At 64.8% G+C, this 19186-nt stretch carries 16 protein-coding genes; 14 read left to right on the top strand and 2 right to left on the bottom strand.

Going from position 1 to position 19186, the window contains the following annotated elements; translation table 11 throughout:
- Window positions 1-5 precede the first annotated feature (5 nt).
- On the top strand, window positions 6-761 hold the full coding sequence (locus I2488_RS15310) for a hypothetical protein (protein ID WP_196276680.1): 756 nt from the start codon (window positions 6-8) through the stop codon (window positions 759-761).
- Complete coding sequence (locus I2488_RS15305) at window positions 762-1055, top strand: polyhydroxyalkanoic acid system family protein (RefSeq protein WP_196276679.1); 294 nt, start codon at window positions 762-764, stop codon at window positions 1053-1055.
- 187 nt (window positions 1056-1242) lie between these two features.
- Here I2488_RS15305 and acs read toward each other — a convergent pair whose 3' ends face one another.
- On the bottom strand, window positions 1243-3192 hold the full coding sequence (acs, locus tag I2488_RS15300) for an acetate--CoA ligase (protein ID WP_196276678.1): 1950 nt from the start codon (window positions 3190-3192) through the stop codon (window positions 1243-1245).
- A 174-nt stretch (window positions 3193-3366) separates the two neighbouring features.
- Here acs and I2488_RS15295 point away from each other — a divergent pair, with 174 nt between their 5' ends.
- The 7 genes from I2488_RS15295 to I2488_RS15265 all read left to right on the top strand — a co-directional run bounded on the left by I2488_RS15295 (window position 3367) and on the right by I2488_RS15265 (window position 10554).
- Window positions 3367-3714, top strand: coding sequence for a DOPA 4,5-dioxygenase family protein (locus I2488_RS15295; RefSeq protein WP_196276677.1), 348 nt, complete (start codon window positions 3367-3369; stop codon window positions 3712-3714).
- Window positions 3715-3934: 220 nt separating this feature from the next.
- Complete coding sequence (locus tag I2488_RS15290) at window positions 3935-4657, top strand: response regulator transcription factor (RefSeq protein WP_196276676.1); 723 nt, start codon at window positions 3935-3937, stop codon at window positions 4655-4657.
- The gene (locus tag I2488_RS15285) at window positions 4657-5961 is read left to right on the top strand and encodes an ATP-binding protein (RefSeq protein WP_196276675.1); all 1305 of its coding nucleotides are present in this window, start codon (window positions 4657-4659) and stop codon (window positions 5959-5961) included. The genes I2488_RS15290 and I2488_RS15285 overlap by 1 nt, the downstream gene beginning before the upstream one ends.
- Before the next feature lie 117 nt (window positions 5962-6078).
- On the top strand, window positions 6079-6774 hold the full coding sequence (locus I2488_RS15280; protein ID WP_196276674.1) for a carbonic anhydrase: 696 nt from the start codon (window positions 6079-6081) through the stop codon (window positions 6772-6774).
- Entirely contained in the window at window positions 6771-8306 is a 1536-nt protein-coding gene (locus I2488_RS15275; RefSeq protein WP_196276673.1) for a SulP family inorganic anion transporter, read from the top strand. The genes I2488_RS15280 and I2488_RS15275 overlap by 4 nt, the downstream gene beginning before the upstream one ends.
- A gap of 249 nt (window positions 8307-8555) precedes the next feature.
- Window positions 8556-9503 carry a DUF6733 family protein gene (locus tag I2488_RS15270; RefSeq protein WP_196276672.1) on the top strand — a complete coding sequence of 316 codons (948 nt, stop codon included), beginning with the start codon at window positions 8556-8558 and terminating at the stop codon, window positions 9501-9503.
- A gap of 196 nt (window positions 9504-9699) precedes the next feature.
- Window positions 9700-10554, top strand: coding sequence for a TorF family putative porin (locus I2488_RS15265; RefSeq protein ID WP_196276671.1), 855 nt, complete (start codon window positions 9700-9702; stop codon window positions 10552-10554).
- A 116-nt stretch (window positions 10555-10670) separates the two neighbouring features.
- On the opposite strand, the gene I2488_RS15260 is transcribed toward I2488_RS15265, so the two are convergent.
- Window positions 10671-11357 (bottom strand): TetR/AcrR family transcriptional regulator, encoded by a 687-nt coding sequence (locus I2488_RS15260; RefSeq protein ID WP_196276670.1) that lies wholly within the window; start codon window positions 11355-11357, stop codon window positions 10671-10673.
- A 234-nt stretch (window positions 11358-11591) separates the two neighbouring features.
- On the opposite strand from I2488_RS15260, the gene I2488_RS15255 reads away from it, so the two are divergent.
- The 5 genes from I2488_RS15255 (at window position 11592) to I2488_RS15235 (ending at window position 19175) form a co-directional block, all read left to right on the top strand.
- Window positions 11592-14111 carry a TonB-dependent receptor gene (locus tag I2488_RS15255; RefSeq protein WP_196276669.1) on the top strand — a complete coding sequence of 840 codons (2520 nt, stop codon included), beginning with the start codon at window positions 11592-11594 and terminating at the stop codon, window positions 14109-14111.
- An 89-nt stretch (window positions 14112-14200) separates the two neighbouring features.
- A complete protein-coding gene (locus tag I2488_RS15250; RefSeq protein ID WP_196276668.1) occupies window positions 14201-16561 on the top strand; it encodes an arylsulfatase in 2361 nt (786 codons plus the stop codon).
- Window positions 16558-17982 carry a DUF1254 domain-containing protein gene (locus tag I2488_RS15245; RefSeq protein ID WP_196276667.1) on the top strand — a complete coding sequence of 475 codons (1425 nt, stop codon included), beginning with the start codon at window positions 16558-16560 and terminating at the stop codon, window positions 17980-17982. The genes I2488_RS15250 and I2488_RS15245 overlap by 4 nt, the downstream gene beginning before the upstream one ends.
- A complete protein-coding gene (locus tag I2488_RS15240; protein ID WP_196276666.1) occupies window positions 17979-18374 on the top strand; it encodes a DUF1254 domain-containing protein in 396 nt (131 codons plus the stop codon). Before I2488_RS15245 ends, I2488_RS15240 begins: the two co-directional genes overlap by 4 nt.
- A gap of 30 nt (window positions 18375-18404) precedes the next feature.
- On the top strand, window positions 18405-19175 hold the full coding sequence (locus I2488_RS15235) for an SDR family oxidoreductase (RefSeq protein WP_196276665.1): 771 nt from the start codon (window positions 18405-18407) through the stop codon (window positions 19173-19175).
- Window positions 19176-19186 lie beyond the last annotated feature (11 nt).

Below are 19186 nucleotides of genomic sequence, written 5' to 3'. Positions count from 1 at the left end.
GAGGCATGGCCAATTCCTCGGCTCATGACAGCGACCGCATCCTTGCCGAAGCGCGCTCATCGCTGGTGCGCCAGCAGGCGGGCGGCCGACGCAGCATCGGCAGGCGGTCTGCGGAACTGAAGCGCCAGCACTTCGGCAAGAAGGCCGCGCGCATGGCCATGTCGGTCGGCGTGCTGCTGGTCGGCGCGATGGTGGCGGGGATGATCCTCGACGGCATCGGCATCACCGGGGTGATGGTGCTCGGCCTCGCCATCGTGGCGGCGCTGTGGTTTTTCGCGACGTTCCCGAAGATGAAGGTGCCTGATCTTGCGGCGCTCAACACCGGCGACGTGCGCACGATGGTCGGTCGCACCGAACTGTGGCTCGAAGCGCAGCGGCCCGCGCTGCCCGCGCCTGCGGTGCAACTGGTGGACCAGATCGGCGTGCAGCTTGATGGCCTTGGACTGCAGCTGGAAGGCATCGATCCCGCCGAACCCGCTGCGGTTGAAGTGCGCAAGCTGGTGGGCGAGCATCTGCCGGGCATGGTGGAGAGCTACCGCAAGATCCCGGCCCATCTGCGGCGCGAGGAGCGCGGCGGGCGCAATGCCGATCAGCAACTGGCCGATGGGCTCGGCAAGATCAGCAAGGAGATCGACGAGATCACGCGTCAACTGGCATCGGGCGATCTCGACGCACTGGCGGTACGCGGGCGCTATCTGGACTATCGCTATGGGGAAGGGCTAGAGGCGGCGCCCCAGCTTGAAGCTCCGAAGGTCTCCTGAATGCGCATCGCCATCCCCCACTCGCTCGACCGTGACGAAGCACGGCGGCGCTTGCGCGAAAAGGCGGCGCAGGCGGCGGCCAAGGCCGATGGCATGGCCACTGTGAGCACAACCTTCACCGACGACGACCACATGGTGATGACCGTCAGCGCGATGGGCTACACGCTCGATTGCGGGGTGGAACTGGCCGAGAAGGAGCTGGTGGTCGAAGTGGATATCCCCGCCAGCCTCGGCTTTGCCAAGCGCATGATCGAAGGCGTGATCCGCGAGAAGAGCGGCAAGCTGCTGACGTAAGCGCACCAATCTCGCAGATACACGCTCGTCATTGCGAGCGTAGCGAAGCAATCCAGGGCGGTTTGGGCAACGCTGGATTGCTTCGTCGACTTCGTCTCCTCGCAATGACGAAGGTTTATGCGGGGACGAAAATTCAGGCTGACGTCCGGCAGGGGGGCGCAGCTGAGCAGCCGCGCCCCTCTTCAGATCAGGCCTTTTCCAGCTGCGGCCGGTTGGCGACGAGGTTGTCGACCACGCTGGGATCGGCCAGCGTCGAAGTGTCGCCGAGATTGGACATGTCGTTCTCGCCGATCTTGCGCAGGATGCGGCGCATGATCTTGCCCGAGCGGGTCTTGGGCAGGCCGGGGGCGAACTGGATCACGTCGGGCGTGGCGATCGGGCCGATCTCGTGGCGGACCCACTGGATCAGTTCCTTGCGCAGGGCCTCGTCCGGCTCGACCTCGGCATTGCAGGTGACGAAGGCGTAGATGCCCTGGCCCTTGATATCGTGCGGCATGCCGACCACGGCAGCTTCGGCGACCTTGGCGTGGGCGACCAGCGCGCTCTCGATCTCGGCGGTGCCCATGCGGTGGCCAGAGACGTTGATCACGTCATCGATGCGGCCGGTGATCCAGTAGTAGCCGTCCTCGTCGCGACGGCAGCCGTCGCCGGTGAAGTAGAGGCCCTTGAACGTGCTGAAGTAGGTCTGGAAGAAGCGTTCGTGGTCGCCCCAGACGGTGCGCATCTGGCCGGGCCAGCTGTCGGTGATGACCAAGCAGCCATCGGTTGCGCCCTCAAGGAAGTTGCCATCGTTGTCGACCAGCGCCGGCTTCACGCCGAAGAACGGGCGGCTGGCCGAGCCGGGCTTGAGCGGCGTGGCGCCGGGGAGTGGGGTGATCATCGCGCCGCCCGTCTCGGTCTGCCACCAGGTGTCGACGATCGGGCAGCGGCTGTCGCCGACGACCTTGTGATACCATTCCCAGGCTTCGGGATTGATCGGTTCGCCCACCGAGCCCAACAGGCGCAGCGACTGGCGGCTGGTCTTCTTTACCCAGTCATCGCCTTCGCGCATCAGGGCGCGCAGGGCGGTGGGGGCGCCGTAGAAGATCTCGACCTTGAACTTGTCGACCACCTGCCAGAAGCGCGACGGATCGGGGAAGTTGGGCACGCCTTCGAACATCACCGTGGTCGCGCCATTGGTCAGCGGTCCGTAGACGACATAGGAGTGGCCGGTGACCCAGCCGATGTCGGCCGCGCACCAGTAGATCTGGCCGGGACGGTAATCGAACACGTACTGGTGGGTCATCGAGGCCCAGACCGAGTAGCCGCCGGTGGTGTGCAGCACGCCCTTGGGCTTGCCGGTGGAGCCCGAAGTGTAGAGGATGAACAGCGGGTCTTCCGCGTTCATTTCCTCAGGCGCGCACTCTGCGCTTTGCGCGGCAACGCCCGAAGCCCAATCGACATCGCGGCCTTCGACCATCGGCACGTCGGCGCCGGTGTGGCGCAGCACGATGACGCTGTTCACGCCGGGGCATTGCTTGAGCGCCTCGTCGACATTCGCCTTGAGCGGAACCTTCTTGCCGCCGCGCAGGCCTTCGTCGGAGGTCAGCACGATGCGGCTGTCGCAGTCGACGATGCGGCCGGCGAGGGCATCGGGGCTGAAGCCCGCGAAAACGATCGAGTGGATCGCACCGATGCGGGCGCAGGCGAGCATGGCAACGGCAGCTTCGGGCACCATCGGCAGGTAGATCGTGACGCGCTCACCGCGCTTCACCCCCTGCGCTTTGAGCAGGTTGGCAAAGCGGCAGACCTGTTCGTGGAGCTGGCGGTAAGTGATCTCGCGGTGCGGCGTGCTCGGGCTGTCCGGCTCCCACAGGATGGCGATCTGGTCGCCACGCTCTGCCAGATGGCGGTCAAGGCAGTTGGCCGATAGGTTGAGTGTGCCGTCCTCGAACCAGCGGATGCCGAAGTCGGCTTCGTTGTAGGAGGCGTTTTTCACCTTGGTGAAGGGCCTGATCCAGTCGAGCCGCTTGCCGTGCTCGGCCCAGAAGCCTTCGGGATCCTCTACCGACTGGCGATACATCTCGAAGTAGCGTGCCTCGTCGACAAGGGCGTTCTCGGCCCATTGTGCGGGGACCGGATAGACTGTTGCGCCCATGTACAAACCCTCCTCGAAGCTTTCTCTTGCCCACTAATCTATCGTGTGTCGGCCGTTTGGGCTTTTGGACAATAGTCGTAGATATCCGTCGACTCTGCCGAAGCGGCAAGCCGATCGGGAAGTCCTTGGCAGCACGATGTTGCGATTGGCAAGCGCTTGACGCAATAGCAGGAAATGCAGGGCTTTGCCGACTACCACGCACACGTCTACTTCAACGCTGACGAGGCGGAGGAAGCTGGCACGCTGTGCGCTGCCATGAAAGCGGCGCTGGGCGTGGCGATGGGGCGCGTGCATCGCCAGCCCGTCGGGCCACATCCGCGCGGGTCCTGCCAGATGACGATACCGGCAGCGCGAATCGGCGAGGCGATCGAATGGCTAATGCTGCATCGCGGGCAGTTCACCGTGTTCTGCCACGGCAATAGCGGCGATGACCTGGCAGACCACACGGCACACGTGATGTGGTTGGGGCCGAGCGAGCGGCTCGACCTCTCGCAATTCAGACCAGATCAGTCAAAAATGTAATCCAGCAACATTTTGTCTCGTAGTGGCCCGTCACCCGCAAAGCGCGGACTCCAGCTTGCGGGTGTGCTGGTCTGCGGGGGCAGGCCGGGCGGGCGGCTTTTCTTTCGCCTTTCCGGCGCTTTTCCCCGGAAATCGCCACCAGAATGCGTGTTCTTCAACCTTGGCACCACGGCTGCCGCTGTTATCGTGGACCGTGCTGCTGCAACCGCGTCGGGATCTTATGCAATCTCCTTCGATCGTACTTGTTGAGGATGACGGACCGCTGCGGACGCTGACCGCACGCGCCCTTCGCGAGAACGGCTACAATGTCCGCACCGCCGCCACCGGGGCGGAGATGTGGGTCGCGCTCGAAAGTGAGCCGGCGGACCTCGTGGTCCTCGATATTATGCTCCCGGGGACGAGCGGGATCGAACTGTTCCGCCGCCTGCGCAAGCAGAGCGAAGTGCCGATCATCTTCGTCTCGGCCCGTGGCAGCGAGGAAGACCGGGTGCTGGGGCTGGAACTCGGCGCTGACGATTACCTGCCCAAGCCGTTCAGCACGCGCGAGCTGGTCGCGCGGATCGGCGCGGTGCTGCGCCGCGGTGCCAATGTCGTCACCGATACGGCGGGCGATACCGGCAACCGCAGTGGCGACATTCATTTCGATGGCTGGACCGTCTCGATGGCGCGGCGCGAACTCCATTCGCCAAGCGGCGCGATGGTCGACCTGACCGGCGCCGAGTTCGACCTGCTCGCGACCTTCATCGGCCAGCCACAGCGCGTGCTCGGGCGCGAGCGCCTGATCGAGCTTTCGCGCACGCGTCTGGGTGACAGTTCCGATCGCAGCGTCGACGTGCTGGTCAGCCGGTTGCGCCGCAAGCTTTCGGCGGCGGGCGGCAATGCGCCGATCGTCACGGTCCGGGGCGTGGGCTACATGTTCAAGGCGGAAGTGCAGCGCGGCTGATGCTGTCCCGCCGCTTTGGCCTGCCCGAGCGACTCCTGGCGATCCTGCTGCTTGTTGCAGTGGTCGATTTCACCGCGAACACCTTCCTGTTCGAGCGCGCCAACCGCTTTGCCCTGCGCGAGGACGATGCCGCGCGCGTCGCCGAGAGTCTGGTCATTGCCAGCCGCGCGATCGGACGGGCGCCTGTCGCAGAGCGCCAGCAGGTGGCCAAGGCGCTGAGTTCCGATCGCTTTGCGCTCGACTGGCGGCCGCAGGGGGCGCGTCCCACCGGCTCGGTACAGCTTTCGCGGCTGCGCGAGCAGATTGTCGAGGATGCGGCCGAACTCGGCCGGGCCGATCTCCAGTTGCATCTGAAGCCCGTCGGCGCCGGCAATGTCAGCGGTTCGCTGCTGTTGCCCGATCGCAGCGTCCTGCTGTTCCAGACTTACGAAAGCGGTGCGTGGTCGCTGAACGCCGGACGGATCGTGACGCTGCTGCTGCCAACTCTGGCGCTGGTGCTGCTGGCATGGGTGCTGTTCCGGGCGACGCTGGCGCCCTTGCGCACGCTGGTGCGGGCATCGAAAACGGTGGGGGCAGGGCCGCCGCAGCCACTGGCCGAGCAGGGCACGGCCGAAGTGCGCGACCTGATCCACGCCTTCAACGAGATGCAGCAGCGCGTCTATGAATCGATGACCAATCGCACGCAATCGATGCTGGCGATCGGGCACGATCTGCGCACTCCGCTGTCACGAATGCAGTTGCGGATCGAGGGACTCGACCTCGACGACGAGTCGCGCCAAGGCATGAGCGCCGACCTTGGCGAGATGCGGCACATGCTGGAATCGCTTCAGGCCTTCGTCGAATCCGGAGGCAGCCGCCTGCCGGCCGAGCGGATCGACGTTGCCGTCATGGCGCAGACGCTGGTCGATACGGCCGCAGACAACGGTGCCGATGCCACGTTCCACGGGCTGGAAAGCCTCGAGATCATGGCCCGTCCGGTGTCCCTGCGCCGGGCGCTCTCGAACCTGATCGAGAACGCCTTGCACTATGCCGGCAACGTGAGGGTGACGGTGCGCCGCGATCAGGACATGGCCGAAATCGTCATCGACGATGATGGTCCGGGCATTCCTGCCGACCGCATCGATGATGTGCTGCAGCCGTTCGTCCGGCTCGATTCCGCCCGCTCGCGCGATACGCCGGGCATGGGGCTGGGACTGGCCATCGTACGCCGGGCGATCCAGCTCGATGCCGGCATCCTGCACTTGCGGAACCGGCCGACCGGTGGCCTGGTGGTGACCGTCCGCTTCCCGCTTGCGACGAACTGAGGGCAGGCGAAACAGTTCGTTACGAAGCCGCGCCGAAGCGGAAAGACGCGATACATACTTTGGTTAGGGCTTGGACGCCGTCCGTCGGTCGTCCGCTTTAACGAAAGGTCCAGCGCCGTGAACGAACTCATCGGCCGCGTCTTCCACTTCGAGAAGACCGTTTTCCCCGACAGCCGCGAACTGTTCGGCAAGCTCGTGAGCGAGGGGCAAAGCCCCAAGGCGCTGATGATCTCCTGCGCGGATTCGCGCATCGTGCCCGAACAGATCATGCAGGCCGAGCCGGGCGAACTCTTCGTCTGCCGCAACGCCGGCAACATGGTCCCGCCCTTTGCGACGATGAACGGCGGCGTGACCTCGACCGTGGAATACGCGGTCATGGCGCTCGGCGTGCGCGACATCATCGTCTGCGGCCATTCCGACTGCGGCGCGATGAAGGCGCTCTCCGCCCCCGAACTGCCCGAAGGCATGCCGAACGTGGTTGCCTGGCTGCGCCACGGCGCGGCGGCGGAGCATGTCGTATCGACCTGCTCGCCCAACCTTCATGGCGACGAGCGGGTTCGCGCCGTCAGCCTGCAGAACGTGATTGCCCAACTGGCACACTTGCGCACCCACCCGTCGGTCGCGGCAGCCATCGCGCGCGGTGAAATGGCGCTGCACGGCTGGTTCGTGGACATCAGCGCCGGCGTCGTGCTCGGGCTCGATGGCGAGACCGGCGAGTTCTCGCCGTTGCGCGAGGACAAGCCGTTGCCTGTGGCGCTCCCGGCCCGTCGCCGTTCGGTAATCGACAGCTGGACATCCGAGGCCGCAGAATGAACGCGGCAACCTCTGCTCCGGCCGCGCAAGGCGGGATGACCCGCTTCCTTGCGCGCGATCTTACGGCCTCGGTCGTGGTGTTCCTGGTGGCCATGCCGCTGTGCATGGGCATCGCCATCGCCTCGGGCGTGCCGCCGGAAAAGGGGCTGGTCACCGGCATCATCGGCGGCATCGTCGTCGGCCTGCTGGCCGGCTCGCCCCTTCAGGTGAGTGGTCCGGCTGCAGGTCTGGCGGTCATTGTGTTCGAGTTCGTGCGCGACAACGGCCTTTCCGCCCTCGGCCCGGTCCTCGTGCTTGCCGGAGCCTTGCAGTTCGTGGCCGGTGTTGCCCGGCTCGGCGGCGTCTTCCGCGCGATCTCCCCTGCCGTGGTCCACGGCATGCTCGCCGGGATCGGCGCGCTGATCGTGATCGGGCAGTTCCATATCCTGTTCGATGCCAAGCCCCAGTCCAGCGGGATCGACAACCTTGCCATGATGCCCGCGCGCATCCTCGGCCTGACCCCGTTCGACTTGCGCTCGACCGAGCTGGCGCTGATGCTCGGCCTGCTCACCATCGCCACGATGATCGGCTGGGAAAAGCTCAAGCCCGCCCGCCTCGGCCTGCTGCCGGGGGCGCTGCTCGGCGTTCTGGCGGCGACGCTGGTGGCCTGGGGCGCTGGGCTGGACGTAGCCCGGATTGTGGTGCCGGATTCGATCGGTGCCGCATTTGCCTTGCCTGATGGCGGCTTCCTCGCGCCGCTGACGCAAGGGTCGCTGATCGTTTCGGCCATCGCCATCGCGTTCATCGCCAGCGCCGAGACCCTGCTCTCGGCCGCCGCGGTTGACCGCATGCACGATGGGGCCCGGACCGACTACAACAAGGAACTGCGCGCGCAGGGCGTGGGCAACCTGCTTTGCGGCGTTTTCAACGCCCTGCCGATGACCGGCGTCATCGTGCGCAGTTCGGCCAATGTGCAGGCGGGCGCGAAGACGCGTCTTTCGGCAATGGTCCACGGCGTGTGGATCCTCGGCTTCGTCGCGCTGCTGCCGTTCATCCTTCGCGAGGTGCCGATGGCCGCGCTCGGCGGCGTGCTGGTCGTGACCGGATGGAAGCTGGTCAGCCTCAAGCAGGTCCGGCGTCTGTTCGACGTTCACGGCGTGATGCCGGCGCTGATCTGGGCTGCGACCTTCACGCTGGTGGTGACGACCGATTTGCTGACCGGCGTGCTCGTGGGCCTTGCCCTGTCGGCGCTGGAACTCGTGCCGCATTTGCGAAACCTGCGCTTCCGCGTGGGCGAGAAGACCGAGGACGAAACGGTCCGTCTGGAACTGGAGGGCGCAGCAACGTTTCTCGGCCTTACCCGGCTGACCAACGTGCTTGAGCAACTGCCTCCGAGCAAGGCGGTCCACGTCGATCTCGACCGCGTCCATGCGATCGACCACACCACCGCCGAGATGCTGAACGAGTGGCTGGTGCGTCGCCGCGCGCGCGGCGACGAGGTGACGGTCAGCGGTCCCGAACCCATCCTGAAGTCGCTCGCCCACGCCGTCTGAATCCGGTCTGGCGCCGCACGCCGCACCCGGCGGGAAGCCCAAGGTTTCCTGTCCGGGTGTTTCGCGTCGGTAATCGGCTCTTTCCCGATTTTAAGACTTCTTCGCAGGTGCGAAAAGACGCTGAAAAGCGCGGGTTCTAACTCTTGTGCTCCGGCATGACACGCCCCCCGGCACCGGGGCGCGGGAAGAGGGGGCGACGCGCTGGACGCAGGTGGAACGTACATCCTTCTCAAACAGGGAGCGTTCCAGATGAAGATCCGTACTTTTGCCAAGGTCGTTCCGGCTGCCGCTGCAGCCATGTTCGTTGCCAGCCCTGCTCTTGCCGAAACCGCAACTGCCGGTGACGGTGAAGACGCCGCTGTTCTGGAAACTGCATCGCCGGAAGAGGCCGCATCGTTTTCGTCGGGAGCACTGGGTTCGGCCTACTCGATCGCGCCGGTCACCACGCAGAGTGTGTCAACTGCAGGCAGCCTCGCTCTGGCACAGGCCGGTTCGGGCGGCGGCGGCAGCGCGCCGGTATCGCGCAAGCCCAGCTATTCGGTAACGCTGAACCAGGACAGCTTCTTCGGTTTCAACCCGTCCTTTACCGGGCTAATCCCGGTGAACGAGACGATGGATGTCAGCTTCTACGGCACATTCTGGACCAAGCCGGCCTTCGGTCTTGGCCAGGGCAACACTGGCGACGACCTGTGGACCGAATTCGGCGTCGGCGTGAACTTCAACCTTGCGGGGGGCAAGCTGAAGGTGAAGCCGCAGATCGGCTTTACCAACGGTTCGCTGCTTTCCGGTGGCGAGATCGTGAACGGCACGACTCGCGGCGCGCGCTTCCTCGATGGCGTGGTGCCCAGCCTGACCGTCAACTACAGCGACGCAAAGTTCGAGGCAGAGTATTATGGCGGCTACTATGCCGCACTTCGCCAGCGCGGCGGCAATGCGGCACTGGATTTCGCGCATACCTGGATCAACGCCGGGTACAAGGCGACGAGCAACGTCTCGTTCGGCCCGCACTACGAACTGCTCTACAACACCCGCAATACCTATCCCGGCAGCGCGACCGGAAAAACCTATGAGTGGCTGGGAGGTTACGTGCAGTTTGCACTGCCACAGGGCTTCTTCGCACGCTTTACCGGCGGCTCGGCACTGGGCGACGGTGACAGCGGCGACTTCTACAAGATGAGCGTCGGCATGAGCTTCTGACGCGGGCCGGCGCCGAATGACCTGTGTGGCGGAAGAGGCACACTATTCATCTTCCGCCACAATCGGGCAAATTGATCTTGCAGTGCAGCAAAATGCGATGATAGGTATTGGCTTCTGCTACGACCGAGGCCCCCAGAGAGGCATCCGCGCGGCAGACGCAGGTGGAACGTGATAACCTATACAGGGAGCGTTCCGTATGAAGATCCGTCTCGCCGCAGCCGTGGCCCCTCTCGCCCTTGCGCTTTTCGCGACGCCGGCTTTCGCGCAGGAAGCGGAAGAATCGAAGCCCATCACCGTTTCGGGCAGCGTCGGCCTCGTCTCCGACTACCGTTTCCGCGGCGTGTCGCAGTCCGACCGCTCGCTCGCCATTCAGGGCGGCCTCACCATTGCCCATGAAAGCGGCTTCTACGTTGGCACCTGGGGTTCGAACCTCGCCGGCTGGGGAACCTTCGGCGGCGCCAACATGGAACTCGACCTGATCGCCGGCTACAAGCACACCTTCGGCGGCGCGACGGTCGATGTCGGCGCGACCTGGTACATGTACCCGCGCGGCTTCGACAACACCGACTTCATCGAGCCCTACGTCAAGGTCTCAGGCACGGTCGGCCCGGCTTCGCTGACCGCCGGCGTCGCCTATGCGCCGAAGCAGGAAGCCCTTGGCGCGTGGTACGCCAACGGTGCTGCCGCTGCTGCCGGCGTCTACACCAACCCGGGCGACAAGAACGACAACCTCTACATCTGGACCGACGCTGCTGCGGGCATTCCCGACACCGGCCTCACCCTGAAGGCCCACGTCGGCTACTCGAAGGGCAACGACGGCCTTGGCCCGTTCGCAACGTCGGTCGCGCCGACCGGCGAATACCTCGACTGGTCGCTTGGCGCCGACTACGCGATCAAGGGCACCCCGCTGACGCTGGGCGTGGCCTATGTCGACACCGACATCAGCGATGCAGAAGCCGCCTACCTGCAGCCGAGCTTCTCGCGCGGGCAGGACGGTGTCGGCACGATCGCCGGTTCGACCGTGGTCGTCTCGCTGACCGCTGCGTTCTGATGCACGGGCGGCCCTGCCGCCTGTGACTGACGTTCCTCGAACAGGCCCTCCCCTTCCTGCAGGAAGGGGAGGGCTTCGTCTGTCAGGCCAAGGCAGAGCGCTCCAGGCTGATCATTTCAACCCGCGAATTCGCCGACAAGCGTCGTGGCTGATGGCGAGCATTGCATGACCAACGCCGCAACGATCTGGTTGAGCGTGTCGTCGATCAGCGCCAGATACTGCTCCCGGCTGATCTTCGGCTTGGTGTTCTCGGCACCGATAACGGCGGTGACGAAGGTGATCATCGCGTGGAGAATGCGCCGGTCCGAGATTTCCGGCGGCAGATAGTCCAGCCGCTTGCGCAGCAAGTCCTGCGCTTTGTTCAGAGCGGGCGAGAGCGCTCCGGCTTCGTCGGCGGTGTGGCGCACGCCCTTGGGACGGTAGTACAGCAGATATTGCAGCATGAAGGCCGGATAGGAAAAGGTGCCGTCCGGCCCGCGAAGCGTGAAGTACGGCAGGCAGATGACCTCGATGATGGCCCGGGCGTCGGTGGTCAGGTTGCGCTCCTCGAGGCGCTCGATCAGCCCGGCACGCACCGGTTCCATCTGCACGACCCGGTGGCGGAAGATAGCCTGCACGAGGCCCTGCTTCGACCCGAAGTGATAGCGCACCGCATTGTTGTTGCCATGCCCCGCCAGGGCAGCGATCTCGCGCAGGGAAGCCCCCTCGACACCCTGTTCGGCGAAGAGTTTTTCGCCAGCAAGGATCAGCTGGACCTTGCTGTCGGCCGTGTCGTTCGCAAGCGCTTCTGCTGGTGGAATCATGGGTCGTTGGTAACGCAACTGCGCTCAATCGGAAAGGCTCTCTCAAAAGTTATAAGGCTTGTGCGTTACAAAAATCGTGGAAACTCTAGCAGATCCCCCACGAATCCTTCGGAATTTGCCGAAATCCATGCTCATCAAAAAGTCAGGTGCGTTAAACGCCTGCGTCCGGAAATATGGTGGCAACAGGGGCGAACGCGAATCACGCCTGGATTTGGGAAGAGGGGAGTGTTTGAGATGAGAACGCATTTGCGCATCGGGCGTGGAGCATTCGGACTGCTGATGGCCGGAACGGCGCTTGCTTTGCCGGCTGTCGCGCAGGCTCAGGATCGACCGGAAGAGCCGCAAACGGAAGCTGCCGAACAGGGCGGCATCCAGGACATCGTGGTGACCGCGCGAAAGCGTACCGAGACCACGCAGGACGTGCCGGTTGCGGTCACCGCGATCTCGGCGGCCACCATCCAGAAGTACGACCTGACCAGCCTCGAGCGCATTGCGGCGAGCACGCCTTCGTTCGTGGTCGGCCGTTCGCCTTCCGGTTCCGGCGCCACGCTGGTGCTGCGCGGCATCGGTTCGAACACCACCTCGATCGGCCTCGAGCAGTCCGTCGCCGTGATCGTCGATGGCGCCTACTACGGCCAGGGCCGCACGATCAACGAAGGCTTCTTCGATCTCGGCCGGCTGGAAATCCTCAAGGGTCCGCAGGCGCTGTTCTTCGGCAAGAACGCCACCGCCGGCGTTGTTTCGATCACCACGGCCGATCCGGGCGACGAACTGGAAGTCATCGCGCGGGCAGGGTACGAGTTCCGCGCCCGCCAGATGGTCGGCGAGGCAATCATCTCGACGCCGCTGTCCGACACGCTCGGCGTACGTCTGGCCATTCGCGGCAGCAAGATGAACCGCGGCTACTTCAAGCAGATCGGCACCGACCAGACCTACCCGACGCTGGACCGCACCTCGACCTCGCAGGTCGTCACGCCGACCAACCACGTTTCCGGCCCTGCAGGCGATGGTCGCAGCGAGGAGTTCTACGTGCGCGGCACCGTGAAGTGGGAGCCGACCGACCAGTTCACCGCCACGATCAAGGCCAACTACGGCACCAACAATTCAAACAATCCGGCAGCATCGTCGGTGCTCTACAATTGCCCGACCGGCAAGTCGGCGGGCAACCCGGCGATCCCGTGCGCCCGTGCGTTCCAGTCGTCTGCCAACCGGTTTCCTTCGGCTATCGCGGCGACCGTGCCCTTTGCCAACAAGGACGGGCAGACCGGCAACCAGTACAAGAGCTGGGCGATCAACGCGAACCTTGCCTACGAGATGGACCACGTCACGCTGACATCGGTCACCAACTACAACTGGAACCGCAATATCTTCCAGTTTGATGGTGACAGCGTCTCGCGTTCGGGTGCGCCGGGCGTATTCGCAACCGAATGGTCGACCTTCCACGCCTTCTCCGAGGAACTCCGCGCGCTCACCTCGTATGATGGTCCGGTCAACCTCATGGTCGGCGGCTACTACCAGAAGACCAAGCGCGATTACCTTGCGTGGACTGCGTCGGGCGGCCTCGAGAACAGCAATGCACCGCAGCCGTTCCAGCGCTATCTGGCCAACTCGAAGGATTCTGAGACCGAAGGCGAAACGATCGCCGGGTTCGGGCAGGTGATCTACAAGCCGGTCGACCGGGTCGAACTGACCGGCGGCGTGCGCTACACGCACGAAACCAAGGACAGCTACTTCCTGCAGCCCTATTCGCACCCGGTGCGCGTGACCCAGGGCATCTTCCTGCCCGGCACGACGATCCGTTCGAACCAGACCTTCAATGACTGGTCGCCGGAAGTAACCTTCAGCTTCAAGCCCACTTCGGACATCAACATCTGGGGTGCCTACAAGACCGCCTACAAGTCGGGTGGCTTCTCGAACTCGGGCATTCTCAGCCCGAATGCCGGCCTGCCCGATTTCGAGTTCGATCCTGAGAAGGCCCGCGGCTTCGAAGGCGGCATCAAGACGATGCTGATGGACCGCCAGCTGCGCTTCAACGTGACCGCTTACAGCTACAAGTACACGAACCTGCAGCTCGACTTCTTCCGTTCCGACATCTTCGCCTTCACCACGATCAACGCTGGTTCGGCGGGGACGAGGGGCGTGGAAGTGGACTTCGAGTTCGCCCCGCGCGGGCTTGACGGCTTCGACATCCACGGCTCGATCAACTACAACAAGTCGCGCTATGGCAACGCGATCGGCGCGCCGTGCTATGCCGGGCAGACCCGGGCGCAGGGGTGCAACCTGGTCTACGTCAACGATGGCACCCCCAACGGCACGGCTCGTCCGTTCAATGCCGCCACCGACGCTGTTGCCAATCGCCAGAACCTCAAGGGACATCCGACGGCCAATGCGCCCGAATGGGTCGGCACGCTGGGCGTGAACTATGACGCCAAGCTGCCCGGCGGCCTGACGCTGGGGATGGCGGTGGATGCCCGCTACAGCGACTCCTACCTCGCCACCGCATTCGGCAACCTGGCCACGCTGCAGAACAGCTACGTCAATCTCGACGCCTCGCTGCGCCTGCGCACAGAGAACGAGCGCTGGGAGCTGGCAGTCATCGGCAAGAACCTGACCAACCGCTGGTATGCCACCGGCGGTACCGATGCCCCGAACACCGGTTCGGGCACAGGCGGCACCACCGGTGTCCTGGCCGACCAGATCGGCTTTGCCACCCTGCCGCGGACGGTCATGGTCCAGGCGACCTTCAAGTACTGAGATCCTCCCTTGCCCGGTCGCCCACCCTTCTGCCGAGGGTGGCGCGACCGGGGCTTTTCCCCAAGATTTCACGCGAAGAGGTTTCCGCGATGCGCGCAGTCCGTTCCGCTCTCCGTTTGTCCGCCCACAAGCGCCGGCTCTGCGGAGCTTCCGCCATCGTGGCCCTTCTCGCGCCTTCCTTCGTCCTTGCACAGGATGCGGCGGCCGATCCGCTGGCCGGGAAGGTCGGCAAGACCGTGCAGGAAAGCCATGCCCCGACATGGCCTTCGCAGCCGCAGGCCCCAAAGGGCGCGCCCAACGTCCTCGTCATCCTGACAGACGACGTCGGCTTCGGCGTGACCAGCGCGTTCGGCGGCCCGGTGCCAACTGCAACCTTCGATGCGCTCGCCCAGACCGGCCTGCGCTACAACCGCTTCAATACGACGGCGCTGTGCTCGCCCACCCGCGCTTCGCTGCTGACCGGGCGCCTGCCGCAGAACGTCGACATGGGCAACGTCACCAACCTGCCCACCGGCTATGACGGCTACACCACCGTGATCCCGGACTCCGCCGCCACCGTCGCCGAAGTGCTCAAGGAGAACGGCTTCAACACGGCCATGTTCGGCAAGAGCCACCTGACGCCCGAATGGCAGTCCAGCGCGGCAGGTCCGTTCAACCAGTGGCCCACCGGCCTCGGCTTCGAATACTTCTACGGCTTCCTCTCGGCCGATACCTCGATGTGGCAGCCGAGCATCGTCGAGAATACGCTTCCGGTCGAACCACCGCACGATGATCCCAACTACTTCTTCGAGAAGGACATGGCCGATCACGCGATCAAGTGGATGCGCACCCAGCAGGCCGCCGCACCCGACAAGCCGTTCTTCATGTACTACGCGCCGGGCATCGCGCACACGCCACACCATGCGCCGAAGGACTGGCTCGACAAGTTCAAGGGCAAGTTCGACCAGGGTTGGGACAAGCTGCGCGAGGAGACCTTCGCGCGCCAGAAGCGCATGGGCATCATCCCCGCCAACTCCCAGCTTTCGCCGCGCCCGGCTTCGCTGCCGGCGTGGGATTCACTCAGCGCCGACCAGAAGAAGCTCTACGCGCGCCTGATGGAAGCCTATGCCGCCAGCGTCTCCTATTCCGACTTCCAGACCGGCCGCCTGATCGACGCGATCCGCGAGACCGGCGAGCTCGACAACACACTGATCGTCTACATCCAGGGCGACAACGGCAGCAGCGCCGAAGGCGGCCCGGAGGGCCTGCTCTACGAACAGTCCACCATCACCGGCCGCAGGGAAACCATGGCCGAGAAGATGGCGCACATCGACGATATCGGTGGGCCGAAGCTCTACAACCACTTCCCCGCCGCATGGGCATGGGCGACCAATTCGCCGTTCCCGTGGTGGAAGCAGGTCGCCTCGCAGGCTGGCGGCGTGCGCAACGGCATGGTCGTGTCATGGCCCAAGCGCATTACCGACAAGGGCGCATTCCGCTCGCAGTATGCCCATGTCAGCGACATTGCGCCGACAGTGCTCGAAGCCGTCGGGATCAAGTCGCCCGAGGTGGTGAAGGGTGTGCCCCAGAAGCCGGTTGACGGGATCAGCCTTGCCTACACCTTCCAGCAGGGCTCTGCGCCATCGGCTCGTCGGATGCAGATCTACGAGATGATGGAGAACTTCGGCATCTACAAGGACGGCTGGATGGCCGGAACCCTGCCCAAGCGCGCGGCGTGGGAAGCAGGCGCAGCGGGCGATCGCAAGCTGACGGTCGGACCGGACCAGCGCGAATGGTCGCTGTTCAATCTCGACACCGACTTCACCACGGCAAAGGATCTCGCCAAGAAGGACCCGGCCAAGCTCAAGGAAATGCAGGACCTGTTCTGGGCTGAGGCCGCGAAGAACAACATCCTGCCGATCCACGATTACAGCCAGGGAACGCAGGGACGCCCTTCGCTCGGTGCCTATCGCACAAGCTTCACCTATCGACCCGGTGCCGCGACGATCGCCGAAGATGCCGCGCCGCACACCATCGGCAAGAGCTTCCGCATCGATGCCGATGTCACCGCGGGCAGCAGCACAAAGGGCGTGATGATCGCGCAAGGCGGGCGCTTTGGCGGCTATTCCTTCTATATGAAGGACGGCAAGCCGGTGTTCCATTACAACGCGGTGGGTGCGGACGCCTTTACCGTTGCTGCTGACAGTGCCCTTGCCGATGGCGCGCACACGCTGTCTGCCGAGTTCTCCGCCGACACGGCAACCCCGGGCACGCCGGGCACGTTGACGCTCTACGTCGATGGCAAGGCGGTCGGCTCCGGCAGGTTGGGGCGCACGGTGGCAGGCTGGCTCTCGCACACCGAAGGCCTCGACATCGGCCTCGATCGCATCAGTGCGGTCAGCCCCGATTACCGCGTCGAGGACAGCGCCTTTACCGGCGAGCTTCGCGAGGTGCGGGTCTCGATCAAGTGAGGACGAGTCTGGCAGGGCAAGGTCTGGCGGGCCTTGCCCTGCTCGCCTGCACTCCCGCTGCCAGTGCGAGCGCTCCGGCCTACGATCCGACGCTCGCCGATCAGTTTCAGTCGGCGCGGCTGGAAGACATGCTTCCGGCAAACCCGGAGGCGAGGCAGGCGCTGGCGCGGGCGCGCGCCTTTGATGCCACGATCTACGGCACGGCGGCGGTGCTCGAATACCGCCAGATGTATGACCAGGCGGTCGACAAGGGCAATCCGCTCTACGTCGGCTTCAATGCCTTCGCGCATGGCCGGGCGCTGGCTGGTCCCGGCTACAAGCCGTTCAAGACCCCCAACGCCGACACGCTCTATTCCAATGCCTGGCTCGATCTGCGCAACGGTCCGGTCCTGTTCGAGGTGCCCGACACGGCGGGGCGGTACTTCACGGCGAACTTCCTCGACATTCACGGCAATGCCTCGAACATCAGCGCGCGCACCCATGGCTTCAAGGGCGGTCGCTTCCTGATCGCGACGACCGACTGGCGGGGCGATGTGCCGGAAGGGACCACGCTCTTCCGGGTTAGCACGCCTTTCACCTGGATCCTGCTCCGGCTTCTGGTGCAACCGTCGGCCAAGGACCTCGGCGCGGCGCAGGCCTTGCAGGATCGCTTCCGTCTGCAACCGGTGGCTGGCCAGGCGCTTGCGACGGACTTTCCCGATGGTCAGGACTTCAGTGCCGCCGGGTTCATGCGCATCCTCGATTTCGTGCTGCGCACCTGCGGCCATCCCGTTGGCGAGCAAGCCCTCGTCCATGGCTTTCATCCCATCGGCGTGGCGGGCAGGCGGACAATCGCCGAAGCGCTGTCAGATGCCGCAACGAAGGCCGGTATCGAGCAGGGTTTCGCCGATGCGCAAGGCGTCGTGAAAGCGTCCCTCAACCAGACGGGGTCCCGGCCTGACGGCTGGACCGATCCGGTCGACGTCGGGCGCTATGGCTCCAACTACCTCTATCGCGCCGTCATCAACACGCGCGGCACCGGCGCAAACGTGATCGACGAGAACCACCCGTTCTCGACCTTTACCGACGCCGATGGCGAGCGGCTCGACGGGGCAAGGTCGGACTACCGGATGGTGCTCGCTCCGCCGCCGCCCGCCCGTTTCTTTTGGTCGGTCACGGTCTATGACACCGCCACGCGCGAACTGGTTCCCAACGCGCTCGGACGCTACCTGATCGGCGATCGTACACTGGGCCTCAAACGGGCAAAGGACGGCTCGGTCACCATAGTGTTCAGCCGCAATCTTCACGGGCACCCGAAAGGCGCGAACCTGCTGCCGATCCCTGATGGGCCCTTCAATGTGGTGATCCGGGCGCAGGGACCGGACCCTGCGATCACCAACGGCTCGTGGCGGCCACCGCCAATCCGGAAGGTGACGGAATGAGGGCGCAAAGGCTTCTGCTTGCTGTCGCGCTGGCCGTACTGGCGCCCGCAGCATGTCCGGCAGCGGCAAGGGTTGCGCAGCCGACGCTCTCGCTGACCGAGGCCCAGGTCGAGGACCTTGCCTATCGCGCCCATGTCTGGGGCATGCCGCTGGTTGAGGCGGCGCTGATCCGCAAGCGGTTCACCCAGGGGCAGGCGGCGGGCGATCCGGGCACGCCGATCAACGCATTCAAGCATCGGCGGATGCTCTCCGGCCCCGAACTGCGCGTCGGCGTCGGGCCGAACAACGATACGATCTATTCATCGGCTTGGCTCGCCCCCCGCTATCGAGCGGGTCGGAGATTGACCGCCTGCTCAATGTGCCGGTTCACGGACTGGCCGGGCGTCTGGTAGGCATGAGCAAACAGGCAAAGGGAAGAGGACATGCGCTTCAAGGACAAGGTCGTGATCGTGACGGGCGCCGGCTCCGGGCTTGGGCTGGCGACGGTGCAACGACTGGCAGAGGAAGGGGCCACGCTCGCGCTGGTCGACCTGCGCGAGGACTGGCTCGAGGCCGCACGGGCGAGCTTGCCTGATGGCACGCGGACCAAGCTGATCAAGGCCGACGTTGCCGACGTCGCGCAAGTCCAGGCCTATGTCGATGCCACGGTGGCGGAGTTCGGCCGGATCGACGGCTTCTTCAACAATGCCGGGATCGAGGGTCGCCAGAACCTCACCGAGAACTTTGGCGCCGAGGAGTTCCATCGCGTCATCTCGATCAACCTCGATGGCGTGTTCTTCGGCATGGCCGCCGTGCTCAAGGTGATGCGCGAACAGGGCTTCGGTGCGATCGTCAACACGGCATCGGTCGGCGGCATCCGCGGCGTTGGCAACCAGAGCGGCTATGCCGCCGCCAAGCACGGCGTCGTCGGCCTCACCCGCAACTCGGCGGTCGAATACGGCCAGTATGGCGTGCAGATCAACGCCATCGCTCCCGGTGCGATCATGACGGCGATGGTCGAAGGTTCGCTTCGCCAGATCGGCGGCGACAACTGGGAAGAGGCCGGTCGGCAGTTCGTCTCGGTCAACCCGATGAAGCGCTTTGGCCGCCCCGAGGAAGTCGCCGCGCTCGTCGCCTTCCTGCTCTCGGGCGAGGCCCCGTTCATCAATGGCGCAACCATCCCGATCGACGGTGGCCAGTCCTACAAATACTGAGTAGGGCGGGC

Origin of the sequence: Novosphingobium jiangmenense (assembly GCF_015694345.1) — a bacterium.
In the GTDB taxonomy this organism is placed as follows: domain Bacteria; phylum Pseudomonadota; class Alphaproteobacteria; order Sphingomonadales; family Sphingomonadaceae; genus Novosphingobium; species Novosphingobium jiangmenense.
This window is presented reverse-complemented; position numbering and strand designations above follow the sequence as displayed.

Coding starts and splice junctions, on each gene's coding strand:
- I2488_RS15250 (WP_196276668.1), top strand. CDS start 14,201: ATGCGCGCAGTCCGTTCCGCTCTCCGTTTGTCCGCCCACAAGCGCCGG.
- I2488_RS15265 (WP_196276671.1), top strand. CDS start 9,700: ATGAAGATCCGTCTCGCCGCAGCCGTGGCCCCTCTCGCCCTTGCGCTT.
- I2488_RS15285 (WP_196276675.1), top strand. CDS start 4,657: ATGCTGTCCCGCCGCTTTGGCCTGCCCGAGCGACTCCTGGCGATCCTG.
- I2488_RS15235 (WP_196276665.1), top strand. CDS start 18,405: ATGCGCTTCAAGGACAAGGTCGTGATCGTGACGGGCGCCGGCTCCGGG.
- I2488_RS15255 (WP_196276669.1), top strand. CDS start 11,592: ATGAGAACGCATTTGCGCATCGGGCGTGGAGCATTCGGACTGCTGATG.
- I2488_RS15305 (WP_196276679.1), top strand. CDS start 762: ATGCGCATCGCCATCCCCCACTCGCTCGACCGTGACGAAGCACGGCGG.
- I2488_RS15240 (WP_196276666.1), top strand. CDS start 17,979: ATGAGGGCGCAAAGGCTTCTGCTTGCTGTCGCGCTGGCCGTACTGGCG.
- I2488_RS15270 (WP_196276672.1), top strand. CDS start 8,556: ATGAAGATCCGTACTTTTGCCAAGGTCGTTCCGGCTGCCGCTGCAGCC.
- I2488_RS15310 (WP_196276680.1), top strand. CDS start 6: ATGGCCAATTCCTCGGCTCATGACAGCGACCGCATCCTTGCCGAAGCG.
- I2488_RS15275 (WP_196276673.1), top strand. CDS start 6,771: ATGAACGCGGCAACCTCTGCTCCGGCCGCGCAAGGCGGGATGACCCGC.
- I2488_RS15260 (WP_196276670.1), bottom strand. CDS start 11,357: ATGATTCCACCAGCAGAAGCGCTTGCGAACGACACGGCCGACAGCAAG.
- I2488_RS15290 (WP_196276676.1), top strand. CDS start 3,935: ATGCAATCTCCTTCGATCGTACTTGTTGAGGATGACGGACCGCTGCGG.
- I2488_RS15295 (WP_196276677.1), top strand. CDS start 3,367: ATGCAGGGCTTTGCCGACTACCACGCACACGTCTACTTCAACGCTGAC.
- acs (WP_196276678.1), bottom strand. CDS start 3,192: ATGGGCGCAACAGTCTATCCGGTCCCCGCACAATGGGCCGAGAACGCC.